Raw genomic sequence first — 20,739 nt, forward strand, 5'->3', positions numbered from 1 at the left:
GGCTGGGCTACGAGGAGTTGCAATGAGCCAGTATCATCCGGTGCGTTTCGTCGATGTCCGCCTCGAAGGCGAGTTCTGGAAAGAACGGCTCGACACCGTGCTCGCCCGCACCATTCCCAGCCAGCACAAGAAGCTCGTCGAGTATGGCTATCTCAACTCGCTGAAGCTGCCCAACCCGCCGCCGCCGCTGCGCTTTCCGCGCCATGCCAACGGCTTTACCGTGCAGGTGTTCTGGGATTCTGACATCGGCAAGTGGATCGAGGCCGCCGCCTATGCGCTGAGCCACAAGCGCGATGCCGATATCGAGGCAAAGATCGAGGCGATCATCGACGATTTCGAGAAGGCGCAGGCGCCGGACGGCTACCTCAACTGCTGGTATCTGGGGCGCGAGCCGGAGAAGCGCTGGTCGAACATGCGCGACAACCACGAGCTATACAATGCCGGCCACATGCTGGAAGGCGCCATCGCCTATTACGAGACCACCGGCCGGCGCCGCTGGCTCGAGGTGATGGAGCGCTATGTCGAGCATATCCGGACCAATTTCGGCACCGGGCCGGGGCAGAAGCGCGGCTACTGCGGACACCAGGAGATCGAGCTGGCGCTGATCAAGCTCTATCACCTGACCAAGGAAAAGAAGCACCTCGACCTGGCTGCCTACTTCATCAACGAGCGCGGCAATCCCAACCCGCATTACTTCGACGTCGAGCGCGAAGAGCGCGAGAAGAAGGGCTGGGAGTGGCAGCGCTACGTGCAGGGCACGTACGAGTACAGCCAGTCGCACAAGCCGGTCCGCAGCCAGGACAAGGTGGTCGGGCACGCGGTGCGCGCTATGTACATGTACACGGCGATGGCAGATCTGGCGGTCGAGTTGAACGACACGGGCCTCAAGGCGGCGTGCGAGACGCTGTGGAAGGACGTGATGGAGACCAAGATGTATGTGACGGCGGGCCTCGGGCCGTCGGCGCATAACGAGGGCTTCACCTTCGATTTCGACCTGCCCAACCAGACCGCCTATGCCGAGACCTGCGCCTCGGTGGCGCTGATCTTCTGGGCGCAGCGCATGCTGCACCTCGATCTCGACGGCAAATATGCCGATGTGCTGGAGACGGCGCTGTTCAACGGCGCGCTGTCGGGCCTCAGCCGCGACGGCGAGCACTACTTCTACATGAACCCGCTGGAGAGCAACGGCACACCCACCCGCTGGGACTGGCACACCTGCCCGTGCTGCACGATGAATGTCAGCCGGCTGGTCGCTTCGGTCGGCGGCTACTTCGTCTCGACTGCGCCCGACGGCATCGCCTTCCACCTCTATGGCGGCATTTCGACCAAGCTCGATGTCGGCGGTACGGAAGTGGCCGTGCGCGAGGTCTCGAACTATCCGTGGTCGGGCGATATCGCCATCGAGATCGATCCGGCGACGGAGAAGGCGTTCGAGGTGAAGCTTCGCATCCCGGGCTGGTGTAAGGGCGCCACGGCCAGGGTCAATGGCGAGGCGGTGCAGCTCAGCCCGGTCAACGGCTATGCCACCATCAGCCGCAGCTGGACAAAGGGCGACAAGATCAGCCTCGAGCTGCCGATGCCGGTCGAGCGCGTCTATGCCAACCCGCACGTGGTGATGGATGTCGGCCGTGTGGCGCTGACCCGCGGCCCCCTGGTCTACTGCCTCGAGGAAGCCGACAACCCGGGCGGCACGGTGCAGCGTTTCAAGCTGCCACGACAGAGCGAGATCGCGATCAAGCAGTCGAACCTGTTCGACGGCATCATCCAGCTGACGGCCGGCGGCAATGCGGTGGACGAAGCCGAGTTCAAGCCGCTCTACCGCACCAGCCCGCCCAGGGAAGCCCCGGCAACGCTTACCGCATTGCCCTATTACCTCTGGGCCAACCGCGGGCAGGGCTCGATGGTGGTGTGGATCCCGGAGGCTTGAGCGGCACCTAAGCCAGAGCGTGGGGCCCACCCCCACCCTTGATCCCTCCCCACAAGGGGGAGGGAGACGCGTACTGCACGTTCGGTCCTTGCGCCGTCCCTCCCCCTTGTGGGGAGGGTAGCGCAGCTAGGCGAAGCCTTAGCGAAGCTAGGGTGGGGGTGCCCCACGCTCAGATACTGCAGCTTACTCCGCCGCCTGCCCGCCGAACTGCGATTCCAGCAGTGCCCGCTCATAGGCGAGGCGCGAGCTGGCGCGTTGCGGGGCTTCGAAGTGTTCGTCCATGGCGCGGGCGAAGAGTTTTTCGCGCTCTTCCTCGGTCGACATGAAGAACGGGTAGCGGCGCAGCGTCGCCGGCAGCTTGGTGTTCACATAGGCGCCGTATAGCGCCACCGGGAAGGCGAGGCCGGGATAGACCCGCACGTCCGACATTTCCTCGGAGCCGAAGACCCGGCGGTAGAATGCCGTGTGTTCGGGCCGCACCAGCGCCAGGCAGGCATCGGCCTTGAAGAACAGCGACGCCATCACCGCGATCCTGAGCGTCAGGAACGGCAGCGCCGGGTAGGCGAGCGAGGCCTCGTAGTCGGCGGTGAAGCGCGAGGGGTCGATGAAGGTTTCGCCGCGCGCCAGCAGCGGCTCGAGCACGTCCGGGCAACTCTTCATCGACGGGCCGAAAGGATGTTTGGCGCTGACGTGATGCAGCCGGATAGAACTGACCAGCTCGCCGTCGATATGAACACCAAAACTCATACCGTTAGGCGCAGTATCGAGGTCGTCTACCACAATACCGGCATCGTTGAACGGCACGGATTCTTCGCGACGATAGGCTTCGTAGCGCAGGCGATAGATTGGATTGTCGGTGACATCCATACGAACGCGCGAATACTCAACGCGGTCCAGTATCTCCATGAGCGTGCCGGCGAAGCGAGACACCGGAGCAGCCGACGTCGCTGCCGAACCTTCCACGTCCGAACGCATAGGGAACTCCGCAACTTTCAAACAGAGTTTAACCTTTCGTTAGGCATAATAAAATTGCCAAATGCGCACGGCCGCCGCGCCGCCTACGCATAAGCACGGACAGCGCCAGGGCCAGCGCCGAATCCCTCAGATTTCAGAAGAGTTTAGGCGTCTTAACCACGTTTGCGGTTTGTCGTACCAACGGTCAGCACGCGCTCGAGCGTAGCGCGGGCCGCCATGCGGTCGATGAGCTCGGCGACTTCGCGCCGTGGCAGTGGCACACCGAACAGGTAGCCCTGGATCTGGTCGACCTTGGAATGGGTGGCGATCAGGTTGAGCTGCTCTTCGGTCTCGACGCCTTCGGCGGTGACGGTGAGGTTGATGTCCTTGCCGAGCTGGGCGACGTTGGACAGCAGCTTCAGCGAGCGCGGGTTCTCGGCAATGTCCATGACGAAGCTGCGATCGATCTTCAGCTTGGTGAAGGGCAGGGCCTGCAGGTAGCTCAGCGACGAGTAACCGGTGCCGAAATCGTCGAGCGCGATGCCGATGCCTTGCTTCGCCAGCTTGGCGAGGATCTTGGTGGCGGCGGCGCGTTCTTCGATCACTGCGGTCTCGGTGACCTCGATCTCGAGCCGGTGCGGCGCGAGGCCGGAGCTGGTGAGGGCGGTCTTCACCATCCCGGCGACGTCCGCATTGCGGAAGTCGCGGGCCGAGATGTTGACCGACACCGAGACTTCCTCGGGCCAGTTGCGGCATTCGGCCGTAGCGGTCGCCAGCACCCAGCGGCTGATCTCGGAGATGAGGCCGGTTTCCTCGGCGATCGGGATGAACAGCGAGGGCGGGATCGAGCCCAGCTCCGGGTGATGCCAGCGCGCCAGCGCCTCGCAGCTCACCACGCGCCGGGTCTGCAGATCGACGATGGGCTGGAACACCAGCGACAGCGCGCCGTCGGCCACCGTCTGCTTCAGTTCGGCCTTCAGCCGCTGGCGGTAGCGGTAGTCGGTGTCCATCTCGTCGTGGAACACCTGGCTGCGGCCCTTGCCCAGCGCCTTAGCCTTGTAGAGCGCGAGGTCCGCCTTGGTCATCAGGGCGTCGAGATCGTCGCTGCCGTCGGTGAGGGTCACCACACCGACCGAGACGTTGACCGAGAACACCTCGCCCTCGACCTCGAACGGGCCGCGGAAGCCGCCGAGGATCGCTTCGGGGTCGGTAACGGTATCGGAAAGCTGCACGCCGCCCGAGCGATAGACCACGTACTCGTCGCCGCCCAGTCGCGCCACGAGGCTGTCGCGGCCCAAGACGCGGCTCAGCCGCTCGGAGGTCTCGATCAGCACGCGGTCGCCGATCAGGTGGCCCAGGGTATCGTTGACATGCTTGAAGTCGTCGATGTCGACGATCATCAGCATGGCCATGTCGTTGGGGCGCTTGTCGCCGTGGTGGCGCCGGCGCTCGAGGTCGGCCTCGACCTGCTCGGTGAAATAGGCGCGGTTCGGCAGCCCGGTCAGGGTGTCGTAATGCGCCATGTAGTTGATGCGCTCTTCGGCCTTGACGCGCTCGGTGATGTCTTCGAACAGCAGCACGGTCTTGTCGAGGCGCGACGACACGGTGACTTCGCAGAACTGCCCGTCGGAGAGGCGCAGCACCACCTTGCCGCCATCGCCGGCGTCGACCGTATCCATCAGCTGGCTGGCGGAACGCTGCGGGATGGTGCCGCGCGCGGCGGCGGCCGAGATCATCGCAGCGAACGGCCGGCCGGCCCAGTTGCCCGGCATGAAGCTGCCGAACACCAACTCGGCGCGATCGTTGGCGACGGCGATCAGGCCGTTCTCGTCGAGCATGCAGAGGCCGTGCTGCATGGTTTCGAGCGCCGTGTCGAGTTCGGAGGCAAGGCGGGTCGCCTCGATGCGACCATGCACGGCGCGCAGCAGGATGGCGCGGATATTGGCCGAAACCTTGCGCAGCGAGACGACGAAGGCGATCAGCACCACGCTCAGCATGGCGGTATGCAGCGTGCCGTCGAACAGCATGCCGATGGCCATGCCGGCGCCGATCAGGATGACCTGGCTGGTGACCAGCCGGTCGATGGCGAAGTTGCGGCCGGCAACGCCCACCAGCACCGCCACGGTGACCGAGAGCGAGCTCATCTCGGCGAACGGGGTGTTCACCACGAGGAAGCTGTAGCTCATCCAGAAGGCGTAAAGCCCGGCGATGGCGGCGGCGCCGATGGTGGCGCGCAGCTCCCAGTGGGTGGCGGTCGTAACGTCGTCGTCGGCGAGGTCGGCGCGCTCGAAGGCGCGCATATCGATGTCGCGGGCGATGCCGACAATGGCAAAGCCGATGGCGACGGCGAGCAGCACCCAGGAGTTGCCTTCAATACCGGCGACCGCGGCGACCAGCGCCGACGACAGGGCGCCAAGCATCATGACGCGCCGGTCCGCGTAGAGCGACCGGATCATCGATACGTAATCGACAGGCGGCAGTGACTTATGCGCTGGCTCGAACATAGACCTCACCAAGGTGTGATGATTGTGCCCGGCGAGGCGTTAATGCCTGCTTTCGGGGCAGCGAGCGGCCGCCCTTTTGCGTCGTCGCAAAACCCTGTTCCAGCGCAGCAATTGCTCGAATGGTTTATGCTTTGTTGGGTGGATCGATCGCAATCGCTGGATCGTCGCCGGGCTGCTGCGCCGGCGGGTCGCGCAGCGAGGCTCGACCGACGAAGAACATGAACTCGAGCGCTGCCAGTGCCAGCAGCATCAACAGCCCCGTCACGTAGATGGCCTGGCCGCGTGGCACGATGACATCGAATACCGACAGCCACAGCGCCACGCCGATCAGCACGGCGAGGGCGGAGAGGCCGTAGAGCAGCGGGGTCACGAACGGAATGACGTCGAGCTGGCCGTGCTTTTTGTCGCGCAGCTCGCCGCGCAGCGCGACGACGTTGGCGACGATGAACCAGACCCCGAGCAGGGCGCTGCACACCGTCCAGATCGTGGGTTCGGACCAGCCGGCGAGCAGCATCGGCGCCGGCAGCAGTGCGAACAGCACGACAAGGAAGCTGTCGCCGATCAGGAACCACAGATAGCGCCGCTCGGCCGAGGACCAGTTTCGCAGCCCCTGCTGGCGGAAGAAGATGACGAGACCGGAAAAGCCCGCCAGCGTCATGGCGATACCGGCGATGGTGTGGAGGATGTCTTCGTTCATGCGCCGTCCATCCCTGGTTCGAATGCCGTGTTGGTCAGTCGGCGAGCCTGGCCAGAGCCGCCTCGAGCGCCGTGAACGCCTCCGGCCCCAGCTTCTCGCGATATTGCTTTTCGATCAGCCGCTTCACCTTGTTGCGCTCGGCAAAGTCGGCGAGGCCCAGCTCGGTCAAGACGATCCGCTTGGCCCGGCCATCACTGGGGTCGGGCGCACGGCCGACCACCCCTTGCGCCTCGAGCTGATCGACCAGCTGCTGCACCGCCTGTTTGCTCAGCCCCATGCGCTCGGTCAGCAGCGCCTGCGAAATGCCGGAGGGGCCCAGATGCGCCAGCACTTCGCCGGCGGCGCTCTGGTGCCAGGGATAGCCGCGGGCCGCCAGTTCGGCGCGCATGTGGTTGCGCCAGCCCTGTGCTGCCCGCCACAGGGCGAGGCCGATATGATCGATGCTGGCGAGATCATTATCGTCAAGGTGCTTGACCAAATTCCGTCTCGCAGCTAAATCGTCAAGTCGCTTGACTAGCACGGCGCCATGCCGGTCGCCAGCGGGCCCGCGAAAAGGATGCACAGATGATCATCAAGGATAGAGACACCCTCACCGTGCTGCTGGTGGGCAGCACGCACTATGTCGAGATGGCGCCGGGCAAGGAGGCGGCGATCTACTACCGCACCGCCGCCGAGGCGTTCATGGCGCTGCCTGACGGCACGCGGCGCACCGGCCAATGGCGGCTGACCGACACCGGCTACCATGTCGACTGGATCGATGGTCCGAGCGCCGGCTGGCAGATCGATGTCGAGCCGGGCCGCATCGGCTATGTCGATGCCGGCGGGGTCGAGCGTGGCCGCGTCTCGCGCATCGTGCCGGGCGATGCGGCGTCGCTGAGTGTTTGAGCGTTCAAAAGACTGAACCGATCCGGCGTCCCCGATGGGGGCGTCGGAACCCTTTGCCACGGATCGGGCGTTATGCGGCCCCAATCTCCCGACTCGTTGCAAAGAGGAAATGATAATGGTCGAAAAGCTCGAGCCTGCCGCGCGTGAAGCCGCCCTCTTGAAGCTCAACGGCTGGATCTATGATCCGCAGGCCGATGCGATCAGCCATGATTTCAAGTTCAAGAGCTTTTCCGAAGCCTTCTCGTTCATGACCCGGGTGGCGCTCGCCGCTGAGAAGATGGACCACCATCCCGAATGGTCGAACGTTTACAACAAGGTGCGGATCACGCTCACCACCCACTCGGCCGGCGGGCTCACCGAAAAGGACACCAAACTCGCCGAAAAGATCGACCGGCTGATGATCTAGCGTCGGATCAATGGTTGTCGACACCCGCACCGGGTCATTCCCGCGAAAGCGGGAACCTCCGTTTGCGATGCTGGCAAAGAAAACAGAGGTCCCCGCTTTCGCGGGGATGACGCCGGAGCAGGGGGCTTGGCCGGCGCCACCGGCTTGTTCCATGATGGCATGATCGGGAGGCATCGAGATGCGGGCAGTGCGGCTACATGCGCCGGAACGGTTGATCGTCGAGGAGGTGCCGCGGCCGACGCCCGGGCCGCATGACCTCTTGGTCCGCGTCGAAGCCTGCGGCATCTGCGGCTCGGACCGCCACATGTTCCGAGGCGAGTTTCCGACGACCAAGCCGGTGACGCTCGGGCATGAATTCTCCGGCCTTGTCGAGGAAGCCGGGGCGGCGGTCGAGGGGTTCCGCATCGGCACAAGGGTCACCGGCGACCCCAACATTTCCTGCGGAGCCTGCGCCGATTGCCTCGCCGGCCGGCCCAACCTCTGCGCCGGGCTCAGTGCCATTGGCGTCCATCGTGACGGCGGTTTCGCCGAGTATGTGCTGGTCCCTGCCGGGCAGGCCGTGGCGCTGCCGCCGGGGCTCGATCCGCTGCATGGGGCATTCTGCGAGCCGGTCTCGTGTTGCCTGCATGCCATCGATGTGGCGCGCATTGCGCCCGGTGCCTCGGTGGTGATCCTCGGCGGCGGGGTGATCGGTCTGCTGATGGTCGAACTGGCGCTGCTGGCGGGTGCCGGCGCGGTGGTGCTGTCGACCCGACAGGCGCCGCGCCGTGCCCTGGCGCTGCAGCTCGGCGCACATCATGCGGTGGACGCGGGGGCCGATCCGGTGGTGACGATCGCGGCGCTCCTGCCTGGTGGCGCCGATGTGGTGTTTGAGTGCGCCGGGGTGGGGGAGACGGTTCGCCAGTCGGTTGCGGTGGCGCGGCGTGGCGGCACCGTGGTGCTGTTCGGCGTGGTGCCCGAAGGCGAACAGGTGGCGCTGGCGCCGTTCGAGCTCCTCACCAAGGAGTTGAGGCTCGAAAGCGCCTGGCTCAACCCACTGACCCATCCGCGCGCCGCCGAGCTGATCGCCGTCGGCGCCCTGTCGCTCGACCGGCTGATCACCCGCACCATCCGCCTCGACGAGGTGCCGGCGGCGATTGCCGGCACGCCCGGTTTCGGTGAGATCAAGCTGGTGATGGCGGGCCAGGCGTAGCAGCGACCGGCGGAGAAACCGCGCTTTCGACGAAAGTCGGAGCGATTGTCCCGCACCCACATGATTTTGCCGCAGTTTTCCCGGTCTCATTGGGTTGCAGCGGGGCGGCCGATGCCTCATCTTCAAGGCTCTCAGCCGCTTTCAACCAGTTTTGGGGTAACCCCCGCCGGAGATCTTGCCGATGCCGCATAGCACACCCCTGATCTCGACGATCGTTGCGGGTCTGGTGCTGGCATTCATCCTCGGCGCGATCGCCAACCGCCTCCGCATGCCGCCGCTGGTCGGGTACCTCGTGGCCGGCGTGCTGGTCGGGCCGTTCACCCCCGGTTTCGTCGCCGATGCGGAGCTCGCCACCGAGCTCAGCGAGATCGGCGTGATCCTCCTGATGTTCGGCGTGGGCCTGCATTTCTCGCTCAAGGACCTGTTGAGCGTGCGCGCCGTCGCCATACCGGGCGCCATCGTCCAGATCGGCGGCGCTACCATCATGGGGCTGGGTCTTGCGACCCTCCTCGGCTGGGGGCTCGGCGCCGGCCTGCTCTTCGGCCTGGCGCTGTCGGTTGCCTCGACGGTCGTGCTGCTCAAGGCGCTGCAGGACCGGCACATGGTCGACAGCGAAAAGGGCCGCATCGCCGTCGGCTGGCTCATCGTCGAGGATCTCGCGATGGTGCTGGCGCTGGTGCTGATCCCGGCCATTGCCTCGATCAACGGGGTCGAAGGGGCGGCACTGCACGATCCGTTCGTCGATTTCGTCGAGAACATCTTCTCCATCCATCTCGACATCTTCGGCATCCTGGCGGTGACGGTAGTGAAGCTCGCCGCCTTTGTCGGCTTCATGCTGGTGGTGGGGCGCCGGGTGATCCCGTTCATTCTCCATTACACCGCCCATACCGGCAGCCGCGAGCTGTTCCGCCTTGCGGTGCTGGCCATCGCGCTGGGCGTGGCGGCGGGCGCGGCATACCTGTTCGGCGTGTCGCTGGCGCTCGGCGCCTTCTTTGCCGGCATGATCCTTTCCGAAAGCGAACTCAGCCATCGCGCCGCGCAGGAAAGCCTGCCGCTGCGCGACGCCTTCGCGGTGCTGTTCTTCGTCGCGGTCGGTATGCTGTTCGATCCGATGATCCTCGTCACCGATCCGTTGCCGGTGCTGGGGACGGTGTTCATCATCATCTTCGGCAAGTCGGTGCTGGCGTTCCTGATCGTGGTGGCGTTCAAGCGCCCCGTCGGCACGGCGCTGACCATTTCGGCGAGCCTGGCGCAGATCGGCGAGTTCTCGTTCATCCTCGCAGCGCTCGGCGTCGGGCTGGGCATCCTGCCGGTGGAGGGGCGCGACCTGATCCTTGCCGGTTCGATCATCTCGATCATCCTCAACCCGCTGATCTTCTTCGTGCTCGATATGCTTCGTCCGGCGCTCGAGAGCCGGTTTGGCCGGCCGGAGGTGGTTGCCGCCGCGGCGGAACGCACCGAGCCCGACCTGGTGGCGAGCGCGCCGCGCGCCGCCGCCCCGGAAGTGCCGCAGGAGGCCGAGGCGACGCAGGTGCCCACCGGGCAGTCCGGGCACGTCATCATCGTCGGTTTCGGCCGGGTCGGTTCGGTGGTGGGTGAAGCGCTGCTCGAGGCGAAGACGCCGTTCCTCGTGGTCGAAGACGCCGAGGGACGCGTCAACGCGGCGCGGGCGCTGGGCATCGAGGTGGTGGTGGGCAACGCTGCCGCCTCCAAGGTGCTGACCCTCGCCAATGTTGCCGAGGCGATCACGGTGGTGATCGCCATCCCCAATGCCTTCGAGGCCGGGCAGGCGGTCGAGCAGGCGCGCAAGCAAAACCCCAAGGTGCTGATCGTGGCGCGCGCCCATTCCGACGAGGAAGAGACGCACCTGAAGACGCTCGGCGCCGATGTGGTGATCCTGGGCGAGCGCGAGATCGGTCTCGGCATGGTCGATGTGATCAACCGCGACAGCAAGGCGGTGGCCGAGATCACCGCGTCAGACGCTGTCGAGTCGGTGCTGGCGCCGCTGGTCGCCGCAGCCGTTGCGACGACGCCAAAGCTGCCGTCCGACCCGAACCTGCTGGCCGAAGCGATCGAGGCGGCGCAGGCTGAAGTGCAGCACGTCGACAGCGGCCCGGCCGAGCCGCCGGCGCTGGTCTCCGCCTACGGCGAAGAGCCGGACGAGACTGACCCCGAGGCCGTCGACGCCGAGGAAATCGCCGAGCTCGAGGCGCTGGACGCGCCGGTCGAAGACGTCGCGCCCGAAGCGCCGCCCGTATCCGAGCCGGCAGCGCCGCGTCCCGACAGGCCGGCCACCACCCCAGGCTCGCCGTTCAACCCGGAAGTCCCCCCGCCGGTGGCTGAAGAAGAGAAGGCATAGCCCCACGTAGCAGGACGCAATGGTTTGTTCACGCCGGGAGCGCTATAGCCAAGAGTAACGGCCGAGTTGGCGGCCGTTCCGGATTCCGCCCGCGATGATTTCGCAGAAGGCAAAATACGCGCTGAGGGCGCTGGTGGCCCTGACCAAGATCCCGGCCGGCGAGTCGCTGATGATCTCGGAGATTTCGCGTGGCCAGGCGATCCCCAAGAAGTTCCTCGAACAGATCCTCCTGGAGTTGAAGCGCGCCGGCATCGTGATGAGCCGCCGCGGCCGGCTCGGCGGCTATGTGCTGCTGCGGGCGCCCGAGCAGGTAACGTTCGGCGAAGTGCTGCGGCTGATCGACGGGCCGATCGCCCCGCTGCCGTGCCTTTCGAAGATCGCCTATCGCCGCTGCGTCGATTGCGCCGAGGAATCGAGCTGCGAGATCCGCCACGTCTTCGCCCGCGTCACCATCGCCACCCGCGAAGTGCTCGACCGCACCACGCTGGCCGATGCCGTGGTGGCCAACGACGTGCTGGCTTAGGCGCTCCCGCAGCCACCAGCCCATCAGTCCCTGCAACCCGCTTGCGCCCCAGCGCGTTTATTGCTGATCCCGCGACTGAACGCGGTTTCACTTCGCGCAAAGCCATGCTCATCCACAGGGGTGGAATCGAGGTTTGCGCAATGGCGGTGCTGCTGGTAGCCTTCGCAGAGAAAGGTTTTCCGCTTCGTCGCGCCGCCGCAACCTGCGGCTTCCTTGAGAATGCCGACTGACCAGGTAGAGTTACGGTAGTTAATCTTCACCAGGAGGACATGATGAAGAGAACGGCCAGAATTCTCGCGCTTGGCGGCCTCGCCGTGGCGCTCGCCTTCACCGGCGTAATCACTGCCCGCGCCCAGGATCAGACCCTGCTCAACGTCTCGTACGACCCGACGCGCGAACTCTACGCGCAGTTCAACGAGGCGTTTGCCAAGCACTGGAAAGACACCACCGGCGGCAATGTCACCATCGAGCAGAGCCATGGCGGCTCGGGCAAGCAGGCCCAGGCCGTGATCGACGGGCTTTCTGCCGATGTCGTCACCCTGGCGCTGGAAGGCGACATCAACGCCATCGCCGAGAAGTCGGGGCTGATCGACGCCAACTGGCGCTCCGAGTTCGCCAACAACTCGACGCCCTACACCTCGACCATCGTGTTCCTCGTCCGCAAGGGCAACCCGAAGGCGATCAACGACTGGGGCGACCTGGTCAAGGACGGCGTCGAAGTCATCACCCCGAACCCGAAAACCTCGGGTGGGGCGCGCTGGAACTACCTCGCGGCCTGGGCTTACGCCAACAAGGCCTTCGGCGGCGACGAAGCCAAGAACGCCGATTTCATCAAGCAGCTCTATAGCCACGTGCCGGTGCTCGATACCGGCGCCCGCGGCTCGACCGTGACCTTCGCACAGAAGGAACTGGGCGACGTGCTGCTGGCCTGGGAAAACGAAGCGTTCCTGGTGCTCGACGAATTCGGCGCCGACAATTTCGACGTGGTCTATCCGCCGTCGTCGATCCTCGCCGAGCCGCCGGTCGCCATCGTCGACAAGAACGTCGAGGCGCACGGCACCGCCGATCTCGCCAAGGCCTATATCGAATATCTCTACTCACCCGAGGGCCAGACGCTGGCGGCCAAGAACCATTATCGCCCGTCCGACCCGTCCGTCGTCACCGACCAGGCGCTGGTCGAAGCCTTCCCAAAGATCGATCTGATCTCTATTGATGATCCGCTTTTCGGCGGCTGGAAGACGGCGCAGCCCAAGCATTTCGGGGACGGGGGCATCTTTGACCAGGTCTACACCCCTGCGCAGTAATGCAGTGGCAGGGGCGCCTCGCGGCGCCTCCGGAAAGTCATCCCACCCCGCGCGAGCGGGGTGGAGCTTTGTAAAGCCCAGCGTCATCCCGGGGTTCGGGCTGACCTTCGGCTACACCATCCTCTATCTCAGCCTGATCGTCTTGATCCCGATCGCCGGGCTGTTCCTCAAGGCGGCAACGACGCCGCTCGAGCAGATCATCAGGATCGCCACCTCGCCGCGCACCCTCAAGGCGCTGGAGGTGAGCTTCGGCTCGTCGCTGATCGCGGCGCTGGTCAACGTGGTGTTCGGCATCATCGTCGCCTGGGTGCTGGTGCGCTACAAGTTCCCGGGCCGGCGGCTGCTCGACGCCATTGTCGATCTGCCGTTCGCGCTGCCGACGGCGGTGGCGGGCATCGCGCTCTCGACGCTTTATGCCCCCAAGGGCTGGGTCGGCTCGCTGTTCTCCGACAAGGGAGCGCTGTGGCAGTGGTGGCATGGCCAGACCTGGCTGCCGTTCGGGCTCAGTGAGTTGTCGCTCAACTGGAAAATCGCCTACACCCCGACCGGTATCGTCATCGCGCTGATCTTCATCGGCCTGCCGTTCGTGGTGCGTACGGTGCAGCCAGTGCTCGAGGAGTTTGAACAGGAACTCGAGGAAGCCGCCGCGACGCTCGGCGCCAATCGCTGGCAGACCATCACCAGCGTGATCCTGCCGCGGCTCACCCCGGCGCTGCTCACCGGCTTTGCGCTGGCCTTCGCCCGCGCCGTCGGCGAATACGGCTCGGTGATCTTCATCGCCGGCAATCTGCCCAACATCTCGGAGATCGCCCCGGTGCTGATCGTCATCAAGCTCGAGGAGTTCGACCAGGCGGGTGCGGCGGTCATTGCCGGCATCATGCTGATCATCGCCTTCGTCATGCTGCTGGTGATCAACCTGATCCAGGCCTGGGCCCGCCGGAGGTTCGGCAATGTTTGAGCCTGATGTCATCTATGACAGCCGCCGGCTCATCCCCCCCGAGGAGCACACAAGGCCGACGACCGAGCGGGTGTGGATCCGGCGGCTGCTGATCGGTATCGCTGTGGTGTTCATGGCGGCGGTGCTGGTGCTGCCGCTGGTGCTGGTGTTTACCGAAGCCTTCCGCAAAGGCGCCGACACCTATTTCGCGGCGTTCGCCGATCGCCAGTCGCAGCAGGCCATCGTGCTGACGCTGCTGGTGGCGGCGATCGCGGTGCCGCTCAACCTGGTGTTCGGCATTGCCGCCGCCTGGTGCGTCGCCAAATACGAGTTCTGGGGCAAGAGCTTCCTCACCACGCTGATCGACCTGCCGTTCTCGGTGTCGCCGGTGGTCTCGGGCATGGTCTATGTGCTGCTGTTCGGGGCGCAGAGTGCGCTGCATCCGCTGCTCAAGGCCTACAATATCGAGATCATCTTCGCGGTGCCGGGCATCGTGCTCGCGACGATCTTCGTCACCTTCCCGTTCATTGCGCGCGAACTGATCCCCCTGATGCAGGACCAGGGCAATACCGACGAGGAAGCGGCGTTGTCGCTGGGCGCCACCGGCTGGCAGACCTTTACCCGGGTGACGCTCCCCAACATCAAATGGGGGCTGCTCTACGGCGTGCTGCTCTGCAATGCCCGCGCCATGGGCGAATTCGGGGCGGTGTCGGTGGTTTCGGGCCATATCCGCGGCAAGACCACGACCATGCCGCTCGACATCGAAATCCTCTACAACGAGTACAACTTCACCGCCGCCTTCGCCATCGCCTCGCTGCTCGCCATGCTGGCGCTGGTGACGCTGGTGTTCAAAACCATCCTCGAGTACCGCTTCGGCGACGAACTCGCGGGCACTCGCCGACATTAGCGCGACTGAGCAGAAGAAAAGGGCCTCCCAGTTTGGATATCCGCGTCGACACCGTCCGCAAGGAATTCTCGCACTACCCGGCGCTCAACGACGTGTCGCTCGAGGTCAAATCGAGCGAACTGATTGCGCTGCTGGGGCCGTCAGGCTCGGGCAAGACCACGCTGCTGCGGTTGATCGCCGGGCTCGAAATGCCGACCGCCGGCCGCATCTTCTTCGGCGACGAGGATGCGTCATCAAAGACGGTGCAGGAGCGCAATGTCGGCTTCGTGTTCCAGGCCTACGCGCTGTTCCGCAACATGACGGTGCTCGACAATATCTCGTTCGGGCTGAAGGTGCGGCCGCGCGCCACCCGTCCGCCCAAAGCCGAGATCCGCCGTCGCGCCATGGAGCTGCTCGACCTGGTGCAGCTGAGCGGGCTCGAGAAGCGCTTCCCGCAGCAGCTTTCGGGCGGCCAGCGGCAGCGCGTGGCGCTGGCGCGGGCGCTGGCCATCGAGCCGCGCGTGCTGCTGCTCGACGAGCCGTTCGGCGCACTTGACGCCCAGGTGCGCAAGGAACTGCGCAAGTGGCTGCGTGAGATCCATGATCGTACCGGCCACACCACGGTGTTCGTGACGCACGACCAGGAAGAGGCGCTGGAACTGGCCGACCGGCTGGTGGTGATGAGCCAGGGCAAGATCGAGCAGGTCGGCACCCCCGACGATGTCTATGACCGCCCGAACTCGCCCTTCGTCTTCTCGTTCATCGGCGAGTCGAGTTCGCTGCCGGTGACGGTGGAGAACCATGAGCTGTGGGTCGGCGGCCGCGCCATCGGGTTACCGGCGCCCAATGATGCCGTCGGCGAAGCCAGCCTGTTCTTCCGGCCGCATGATGTCGAGCTGGTCGAGGATGGGGTCGGCGCCGCACTCGCCGGCGTCGTCGTCGCCTCGCGCCGGGTCGGCGGCACCCGGCGCGTCGAACTGGAGATCGGCGGATTGCCGGAGCGTGTGGAAATCGATCTGCCATTCGACCACCCGGCCGGCGAAAAGACCCGGATCGCGTTCAGGCCGAAGCGCTGGCGGGTGTTTCCGGCGGCGGCGTGACAGTTACTGTGTCCGGCGCGGGCTGACCCCCACCCCTGTCCCCTCCCCCTCAAACAGGGGGAGGGAGATGCTAGTGCTTTGGTATCCCTCCCCCTTGCGGGAGGGATCAAGGGTGGGGGTCAGCTCGCACTGGCCGTCCGGTTTACCCGCGCCGCCGTCACCATCCAGATCCCGACGCTGACCAGCATCAGCGCGGCAAGGTTCTTCCATTCGAAAATGCTCTCGCCGAGGAACAGGCCGGCAAGCAGCACGCCGAAGATCGGGATGGCGCAGTTGAAGATGGCGACCGAGCCGACGGGATTGTGCTTCAAGAGCACGCTCCACAACGCGAAGGCCGCCGCCGACAACGCCGCGAGATAGGCGAGCAGCAGCGCCGCCTCCAGCCCGAAAGCGCCGAGCTTGCCGCCGAGCGCGAAGCCGGCGATCCCGAGCATGGCGCCGCCGAGCAGCAGTTGCCAGCCGGTCATCACGCCAGCGTCCATGTCGGCGCTCAGCCCCTTACCGTAGACGCCAGCCACCGAGAAGAGCAGCGCCGCGATGACGATGAAGCCTTCCCCGAGGAGGCTCACATGCAGGTCGATGCCGGTTGCCGCGAGGTTCACCGCCACCACACCGGCAAAGCCGAGCAGGCAGCCGAGGATGCGGCGCGGCGTCAGCTTGTCGTTGGCATAGAGGAAATGCGCGATCAGCACCGAAAAGAACGTGCTGGTCGAGGTGGTGATCGACACCTTGACGCCAGTCGAGTGGGCCAGGCCGATGTAGTAGAACAGGTATTGCCCGGCGGTGCTGATGAGCCCGAGCAGCCCCAGCTGCCCGAGCCGGCGCGCCGGCTGCAGGATCGGCTTGCGGGTCAAGGCCGAGTAGGCCAGCAGCATCAGCCCGGCGAGGAAGAACCTCACCCCGGCAAACAGCATCAGCGACGGCGTATCGGAGGCGGAGATGGCAAACAGCCCGTAGCCGATCTTCACCGCCGGCACGGCGCTCCCCCACAACAAGCAGCAGAACAGCGCGATGGCGACGACGATGCGGCGGTCGGAGAAGGGGGAGGGCTGGGTCACCGCCGGGTTGTGAGGGATTTGCCGGGGCAGGGCAAGGGTGACTAACTGATAGAGACGGCCCCCTCCTTAGCCATTCGAGCATAGCTCTCATGGCCTTCTCCCCTCAAATCGCTCCACTGGAGCGATTTGCCCTGTGGGACGGCTCGAAGTCCCCCATGAAGGGGGAGGTGCCGCATCGAGTGGTGGGCACGATCGAAGACAGAGCCTCGAGTCTTCACCTCCCCCTTCATGGGGGAGGCCGGGAGGGGGGCCGTCTGTTTCAGTCAGCGTCCTCACGCCGCCTTGGCAAATTCCTGGCGTGCTTCGCGGATCGCCGGAAAGTGCTCGAAGGCCCAGTCGACCATGGCCGAGAGCGGCACGAGGAAGCTGTGGCCCATGGGGCTGAGCTTGTACTCGACGCTCGGTGGGGTGGTCGGGAACACGGTGCGCTCGATCAGCCCGTCGGCCTGCAGGTCGCGCAGCGTCTGGGTCAGCATGCGCTGGCTGATATCGCTGATCTCGCGCTTCAGCTCGCCGAAGCGGTAGGGGCGGTGGGCCAGCGCGCTGATGATCAACACGCTCCACTTGTCGCCGAGCTGGTCCAGCACGTTGCGCACCGGGCACTGCGAGGGGTCGGAGTACTCGGCCATCATCTGGCTCAGCGGGGCAATCGGGCTAACTGGCATTGGGGTGGTTCCTTCGAGGTAACCAGGGGCGTTGAAACTGCCGTCTTGCGGCAGCTGAGGTAGTTCCTATTGTATACGTAGTCTCAAAAAGAGACAACCTAGGAGACTCCCCATGACTACCTTACCCACCCTGTTCGTCGCCGGCGCTGGCGGCAAGCTGGGCCGTCGCGTCGTCGAGCTGCTGCTGGAGCGCGGCTATGCGGGCAAGATCATCGCCGGTTCGCGCCACCCGGAGAAACTGAACTTCTCAGGCGTCGAGACCCGCAAGGCCGACTATGGCGACGTGCCCGGCTTCATCAAGGCGCTGGATGGCGTCGATCGGCTGCTGCTGATCTCGATCGATGTCCTCGGCCCGAGCCGCACGGCGCTGCAGACCAGCGCGGTCGCCGCGGCCAAGGCCGCCGGGGTCAAGCACATCGTCTACACCTCGATGCCGGCACCCGAACCGGCATCGCCAATCCCGTTCGCGTCCGAGCATTTTGGCACCGAAGAGGCGATCAAGGCCTCCGGCGTCGGCTACACCATCCTGCGGATGAACTGGTACGCCGAGAACCTGTTGAGCTCGCTGCCCTCGGCGCTGCAGTCCGGCAAGTGGTACACCTCGGCCGGTGGCGGCACGCTGGCGCATGTATCACGCGAGGACACCGCACGGGCCGCCGCCGGGGCGTTGCTTACCGGCGATGCCAGCCGCACGCTGACCGTCACTGGGCCGGCCGCGCTGACCTCGCGCGAGATCGCCGCGGTCGCCTCGGAAGTTACCGGCAAGCCAATCGAAGTGGTCGACGTCACCGACGAGCAACTCGCCGCCGGCGCCGTCGCGGCGGGCGTGCCCGAGCCGGTGGTGCATGGCTTTATCGTGCCGTTCGACGCCAACACGCGGCTCGGCCGGGTGGCGCTCACCACCAATGCGGTCGAGACGCTGTGGGGTGAGAAGCCGCAGGGGCTGAAGGCGTTCCTCGAGGCGAACAAGGCGGCGCTGACGCAGACGGCCTGAGCGGAGTGCTCAGCGCGTCCTGCTCCACCCCCACCCAGTTCCGCCAGGCAGCGCGCTGCCTAGCTTCACTACCCTCCCCATCAAGGGGAGGGAGAGCCGACTGCGGCGCTTCGGTTCCGCCCATCCCTCCCCCTTGTGGGGAGGGTAGCGGAGCTAGGCGAAGCCATAACGAAGCTGGGGTGGGGGAAGGCCCGCGCACCAGCCTCAGCCGAACACCACCGTCTTCTTGCCGTTCAGCATCACCCGGTTCTCGAGGTGGAGCTTCACCGCGCGCGCCAGCACCCGGCTTTCGACATCGCGCCCGGCGGCCACCAGGTCGTCGGGGCTCAGCGCGTGGGTCACCCGCGCAGTTTCCTGCTCGATGATCGGGCCCTCGTCGAGCTCCGGCGTCACGTAGTGGGCGGTGGCGCCGATGATCTTGACGCCGCGCTCATGTGCCTGGTGATAGGGCTTGGCACCCTTGAAGCTGGGCAGGAACGAGTGGTGGATGTTGATGATCTGCCCGTAGAGGCGGGTGGCGAACCGGTCGCTCAGGATCTGCATGTAGCGCGCCAGCACCACGAGATCGGCACCGGTTTCCTTGAACAGCGCGATCACCTGGTCTTCCTGCGCTGCCTTGTTGTCCTTGCCGACCGGCAGCAGGTGGAACGGAATGCCCTCATAGTCGGCAGTCTTCCGGCTATCCTCGTGGTTGGAGACGATCGCCACCACCTCGGCATCGAGCCAGCCGACGCGGATCTGGTAGAGCAGGTGCAGGAGGGTGTGGTCGAACTTGGAGACCATCACCAGGATCTTCTTCTTTTTCGCCTCGTCGACCAGCGTGGTGCGCATGCCGAAGCGCTCGATCGCCGGCTTCAGGCCGCGCTCCAGCGCATCGCGATCGACGCCATCGGGGGTGGTAAAGGCCAGCCGCATGAAGAACTGGCCGGTCTCCTTGTCCCAGAACTGGTTCGATTCCGCGATGTTGCAACCGAGGCCCGCCAGTTCCGTGGTCACCGCGGCAACGATCCCCGGCCGATCGGCACAGGAGAGGGTGAGAACGAAATTGGACGACATCTAAAAGCGCTCCGGGAAACAAAGTCGCGGAGCGATGCACGCGGGGGCGCGCGGGGTCAAGGGGTTAGGGCCGGGGAGGGTTACGAGAGGTTGGCGCGCTTGGCGCCCCCTCACCCCAGCCCTCTCCCCAGAGGGGCGAGGGGGCGATGTGGCACTGCCGGTGCAAAGTGCGTCCCCTCTCCCCTCTGGGGAGAGGGTCAGGGTGAGGGGTAGCCAAGCGCGCCGGCGCTTCAGCCCAGCATCCACTCATGCTCCGGCGCATTGTAGAACTTCCAGGTGCGCTTCGGGCCGGCCATGACGTTGAGGTAGTAGATGTCGTAGCCCGCCACCGCCGCCACCGGGTGATAGCCCTTCGGCACCATCACCACGTCGCCGTCTTCGATCAGCATGGTTTCGTCGAGCGAGCGATCGTCGGTGTAGACGCGCTGGAAGCCAAAGCCCTGGGGCTTTGAGAAGCGGTGATAGTAGGTTTCCTCGAGGAAGCTCTGGCGCGGCAGGTCGTCTTCGTCATGCCGGTGCGGCGGGTAGCTCGAGGTATGGCCACCGGGGGTGATCACCTCGACCACCAGCAGCGAATCCGCCGCTGCGGTCTCGGGCAGGATATTGGTGGGGTAGCGGGTATTGGTGCCCTTGCCGCGGGTCAGCTTTTCGACATCGTCAGGGCCGATCACCCGCGGCGGCCGCGCGCCGCGCACCCCGGGGGCGGAGCAGACCGCGACCTCGAGCTGCGTCAGCGCCTCGATGCGCCAGTTGGCGCCCGCCGGAGCGTAGACCGAGTAACCGGGTCCCTCGAACGGGCTCATGCGGCCGCCGACGAGGAAATCCTGGCCATCGACGGTCACATTGGCTCGGCCCGAGATCAGCACGATGCAGACCTCGCGGTCATCACCGCCGCCGCGCGCCACATCGCCGACATTGGGCAGCTTGTGCAGGTCGAACCCGACATAGGTCCAGCCGGCAGTCTCAGGGGTAATGTGGTGGACGTGGCCCTGTTCGGCCGCCGGCCTAGCTTTTAGGTTTGCCATTGGTCTTGTTGAGCTCGTTCTCGAAGTTGATGAAGAAGGTCCAGATGCCATAGGCGAGCGCCGCCAGCGTCAGGATGCCCCAGAACTGGTGGTCCGGGTTCTGGTTGATGAACCACTCAAAGCTGGACCAGGCGGCGATAACCACCACCACGATGACCCGCCGGTACAACGGCTTGAACCACCCCATGGTGAACAGGCCTGGCTTCTTGTTCTCTTGGTTGTCGTCGCTCACGCCGATCCCTCCGGAAAGCCCCGAACCTAGTCTAT

At 65.5% G+C, this 20,739-nt stretch carries 19 protein-coding genes and 1 pseudogene; 11 read left to right on the top strand and 9 right to left on the bottom strand.

Going from position 1 to position 20,739, the window contains the following annotated elements:
- Positions 1-22: 22 nt before the first annotated feature.
- Positions 23-1,927, top strand: a complete 1,905-nt coding sequence (locus tag ASC68_RS04515; RefSeq protein ID WP_055875330.1) for a beta-L-arabinofuranosidase domain-containing protein — start codon at positions 23-25, stop codon at positions 1,925-1,927.
- Positions 1,928-2,110: 183 nt separating this feature from the next.
- On the opposite strand, the gene ASC68_RS04520 is transcribed toward ASC68_RS04515, so the two are convergent.
- The 4 genes from ASC68_RS04520 to ASC68_RS04535 all read right to left on the bottom strand — a co-directional run bounded on the left by ASC68_RS04520 (position 2,111) and on the right by ASC68_RS04535 (position 6,560).
- Entirely contained in the window at positions 2,111-2,902 is a 792-nt protein-coding gene (locus ASC68_RS04520) for an acetyltransferase (protein WP_156384442.1), read from the bottom strand.
- 152 nt (positions 2,903-3,054) lie between these two features.
- On the bottom strand, positions 3,055-5,385 hold the full coding sequence (locus ASC68_RS04525) for an EAL domain-containing protein (protein ID WP_055875336.1): 2,331 nt from the start codon (positions 5,383-5,385) through the stop codon (positions 3,055-3,057).
- 124 nt (positions 5,386-5,509) lie between these two features.
- Positions 5,510-6,082: a hypothetical protein gene (locus ASC68_RS04530; RefSeq protein ID WP_055875339.1), complete on the bottom strand. Its 573-nt coding sequence runs from the start codon at positions 6,080-6,082 to the stop codon at positions 5,510-5,512.
- A 34-nt stretch (positions 6,083-6,116) separates the two neighbouring features.
- Positions 6,117-6,560 carry a MarR family transcriptional regulator gene (locus tag ASC68_RS04535; protein ID WP_055875342.1) on the bottom strand — a complete coding sequence of 148 codons (444 nt, stop codon included), beginning with the start codon at positions 6,558-6,560 and terminating at the stop codon, positions 6,117-6,119.
- Between the two features lie 86 nt (positions 6,561-6,646).
- Between ASC68_RS04535 and ASC68_RS04540 the strand changes: the two genes are divergently transcribed.
- The 9 genes and pseudogenes from ASC68_RS04540 (at position 6,647) to ASC68_RS04580 (ending at position 15,674) form a co-directional block, all read left to right on the top strand.
- Entirely contained in the window at positions 6,647-6,967 is a 321-nt protein-coding gene (locus tag ASC68_RS04540) for a hypothetical protein (protein ID WP_055875345.1), read from the top strand.
- Between the two features lie 115 nt (positions 6,968-7,082).
- Positions 7,083-7,373 carry a 4a-hydroxytetrahydrobiopterin dehydratase gene (locus tag ASC68_RS04545; protein ID WP_055875348.1) on the top strand — a complete coding sequence of 97 codons (291 nt, stop codon included), beginning with the start codon at positions 7,083-7,085 and terminating at the stop codon, positions 7,371-7,373.
- A 178-nt stretch (positions 7,374-7,551) separates the two neighbouring features.
- Positions 7,552-8,565 carry a zinc-dependent alcohol dehydrogenase family protein gene (locus ASC68_RS04550; protein ID WP_055875350.1) on the top strand — a complete coding sequence of 338 codons (1,014 nt, stop codon included), beginning with the start codon at positions 7,552-7,554 and terminating at the stop codon, positions 8,563-8,565.
- Positions 8,566-8,746: 181 nt separating this feature from the next.
- A pseudogene (locus tag ASC68_RS04555) lies at positions 8,747-10,498 on the top strand (cation:proton antiporter); the annotation flags it as partial.
- A gap of 520 nt (positions 10,499-11,018) precedes the next feature.
- Entirely contained in the window at positions 11,019-11,447 is a 429-nt protein-coding gene (locus ASC68_RS04560) for an Rrf2 family transcriptional regulator (RefSeq protein ID WP_055875353.1), read from the top strand.
- A 272-nt stretch (positions 11,448-11,719) separates the two neighbouring features.
- The gene (locus ASC68_RS04565; protein ID WP_082527883.1) at positions 11,720-12,751 is read left to right on the top strand and encodes a sulfate ABC transporter substrate-binding protein; all 1,032 of its coding nucleotides are present in this window, start codon (positions 11,720-11,722) and stop codon (positions 12,749-12,751) included.
- A 4-nt stretch (positions 12,752-12,755) separates the two neighbouring features.
- The gene (locus ASC68_RS04570) at positions 12,756-13,709 is read left to right on the top strand and encodes a sulfate ABC transporter permease subunit CysT (protein ID WP_055875356.1); all 954 of its coding nucleotides are present in this window, start codon (positions 12,756-12,758) and stop codon (positions 13,707-13,709) included.
- Positions 13,702-14,595, top strand: a complete 894-nt coding sequence (gene cysW, locus ASC68_RS04575) for a sulfate ABC transporter permease subunit CysW (RefSeq protein ID WP_082527885.1) — start codon at positions 13,702-13,704, stop codon at positions 14,593-14,595. Before ASC68_RS04570 ends, cysW begins: the two co-directional genes overlap by 8 nt.
- A 32-nt stretch (positions 14,596-14,627) precedes the next feature.
- On the top strand, positions 14,628-15,674 hold the full coding sequence (locus tag ASC68_RS04580) for a sulfate/molybdate ABC transporter ATP-binding protein (protein WP_055875358.1): 1,047 nt from the start codon (positions 14,628-14,630) through the stop codon (positions 15,672-15,674).
- A gap of 119 nt (positions 15,675-15,793) precedes the next feature.
- Here the strand turns inward: ASC68_RS04580 and ASC68_RS04585 are convergent, their stop codons facing one another.
- Complete coding sequence (locus ASC68_RS04585; protein ID WP_055875361.1) at positions 15,794-16,732, bottom strand: DMT family transporter; 939 nt, start codon at positions 16,730-16,732, stop codon at positions 15,794-15,796.
- 272 nt (positions 16,733-17,004) lie between these two features.
- Entirely contained in the window at positions 17,005-17,397 is a 393-nt protein-coding gene (locus ASC68_RS04590) for a helix-turn-helix domain-containing protein (RefSeq protein WP_055875364.1), read from the bottom strand.
- Positions 17,398-17,509: 112 nt separating this feature from the next.
- Here ASC68_RS04590 and ASC68_RS04595 point away from each other — a divergent pair, with 112 nt between their 5' ends.
- Positions 17,510-18,391: an NmrA family NAD(P)-binding protein gene (locus tag ASC68_RS04595; protein ID WP_055875367.1), complete on the top strand. Its 882-nt coding sequence runs from the start codon at positions 17,510-17,512 to the stop codon at positions 18,389-18,391.
- Positions 18,392-18,595: 204 nt separating this feature from the next.
- On the opposite strand, the gene purU is transcribed toward ASC68_RS04595, so the two are convergent.
- From purU to ASC68_RS04610, 3 genes are all read right to left on the bottom strand, one after another.
- Entirely contained in the window at positions 18,596-19,447 is an 852-nt protein-coding gene (gene purU, locus ASC68_RS04600; RefSeq protein WP_055875369.1) for a formyltetrahydrofolate deformylase, read from the bottom strand.
- Between the two features lie 230 nt (positions 19,448-19,677).
- A complete protein-coding gene (iolB, locus tag ASC68_RS04605) occupies positions 19,678-20,472 on the bottom strand; it encodes a 5-deoxy-glucuronate isomerase (RefSeq protein ID WP_055875372.1) in 795 nt (264 codons plus the stop codon).
- Positions 20,453-20,704, bottom strand: coding sequence for a hypothetical protein (locus ASC68_RS04610; RefSeq protein ID WP_055875375.1), 252 nt, complete (start codon positions 20,702-20,704; stop codon positions 20,453-20,455). The genes iolB and ASC68_RS04610 overlap by 20 nt, the downstream gene beginning before the upstream one ends.
- Positions 20,705-20,739: the final 35 nt, after the last annotated feature.

This window comes from Devosia sp. Root105, from assembly GCF_001424865.1.
Classification (GTDB): Bacteria; Pseudomonadota; Alphaproteobacteria; order Rhizobiales; family Devosiaceae; genus Devosia_A.

What these genes read in the sequence shown, in the direction of transcription:
- ASC68_RS04590 (WP_055875364.1), bottom strand. Translation starts at nt 17,397, where the DNA reads ATGCCAGTTAGCCCGATTGCCCCGCTGAGCCAGATGATGGCCGAGTAC.
- ASC68_RS04560 (WP_055875353.1), top strand. Translation starts at nt 11,019, where the DNA reads ATGATTTCGCAGAAGGCAAAATACGCGCTGAGGGCGCTGGTGGCCCTG.
- ASC68_RS04545 (WP_055875348.1), top strand. Translation starts at nt 7,083, where the DNA reads ATGGTCGAAAAGCTCGAGCCTGCCGCGCGTGAAGCCGCCCTCTTGAAG.
- ASC68_RS04530 (WP_055875339.1), bottom strand. Translation starts at nt 6,082, where the DNA reads ATGAACGAAGACATCCTCCACACCATCGCCGGTATCGCCATGACGCTG.
- iolB (WP_055875372.1), bottom strand. Translation starts at nt 20,472, where the DNA reads ATGGCAAACCTAAAAGCTAGGCCGGCGGCCGAACAGGGCCACGTCCAC.
- ASC68_RS04565 (WP_082527883.1), top strand. Translation starts at nt 11,720, where the DNA reads ATGAAGAGAACGGCCAGAATTCTCGCGCTTGGCGGCCTCGCCGTGGCG.
- ASC68_RS04550 (WP_055875350.1), top strand. Translation starts at nt 7,552, where the DNA reads ATGCGGGCAGTGCGGCTACATGCGCCGGAACGGTTGATCGTCGAGGAG.
- ASC68_RS04520 (WP_156384442.1), bottom strand. Translation starts at nt 2,902, where the DNA reads ATGCGTTCGGACGTGGAAGGTTCGGCAGCGACGTCGGCTGCTCCGGTG.
- purU (WP_055875369.1), bottom strand. Translation starts at nt 19,447, where the DNA reads ATGTCGTCCAATTTCGTTCTCACCCTCTCCTGTGCCGATCGGCCGGGG.
- ASC68_RS04515 (WP_055875330.1), top strand. Translation starts at nt 23, where the DNA reads ATGAGCCAGTATCATCCGGTGCGTTTCGTCGATGTCCGCCTCGAAGGC.
- cysW (WP_082527885.1), top strand. Translation starts at nt 13,702, where the DNA reads ATGTTTGAGCCTGATGTCATCTATGACAGCCGCCGGCTCATCCCCCCC.
- ASC68_RS04525 (WP_055875336.1), bottom strand. Translation starts at nt 5,385, where the DNA reads ATGTTCGAGCCAGCGCATAAGTCACTGCCGCCTGTCGATTACGTATCG.
- ASC68_RS04595 (WP_055875367.1), top strand. Translation starts at nt 17,510, where the DNA reads ATGACTACCTTACCCACCCTGTTCGTCGCCGGCGCTGGCGGCAAGCTG.
- ASC68_RS04540 (WP_055875345.1), top strand. Translation starts at nt 6,647, where the DNA reads ATGATCATCAAGGATAGAGACACCCTCACCGTGCTGCTGGTGGGCAGC.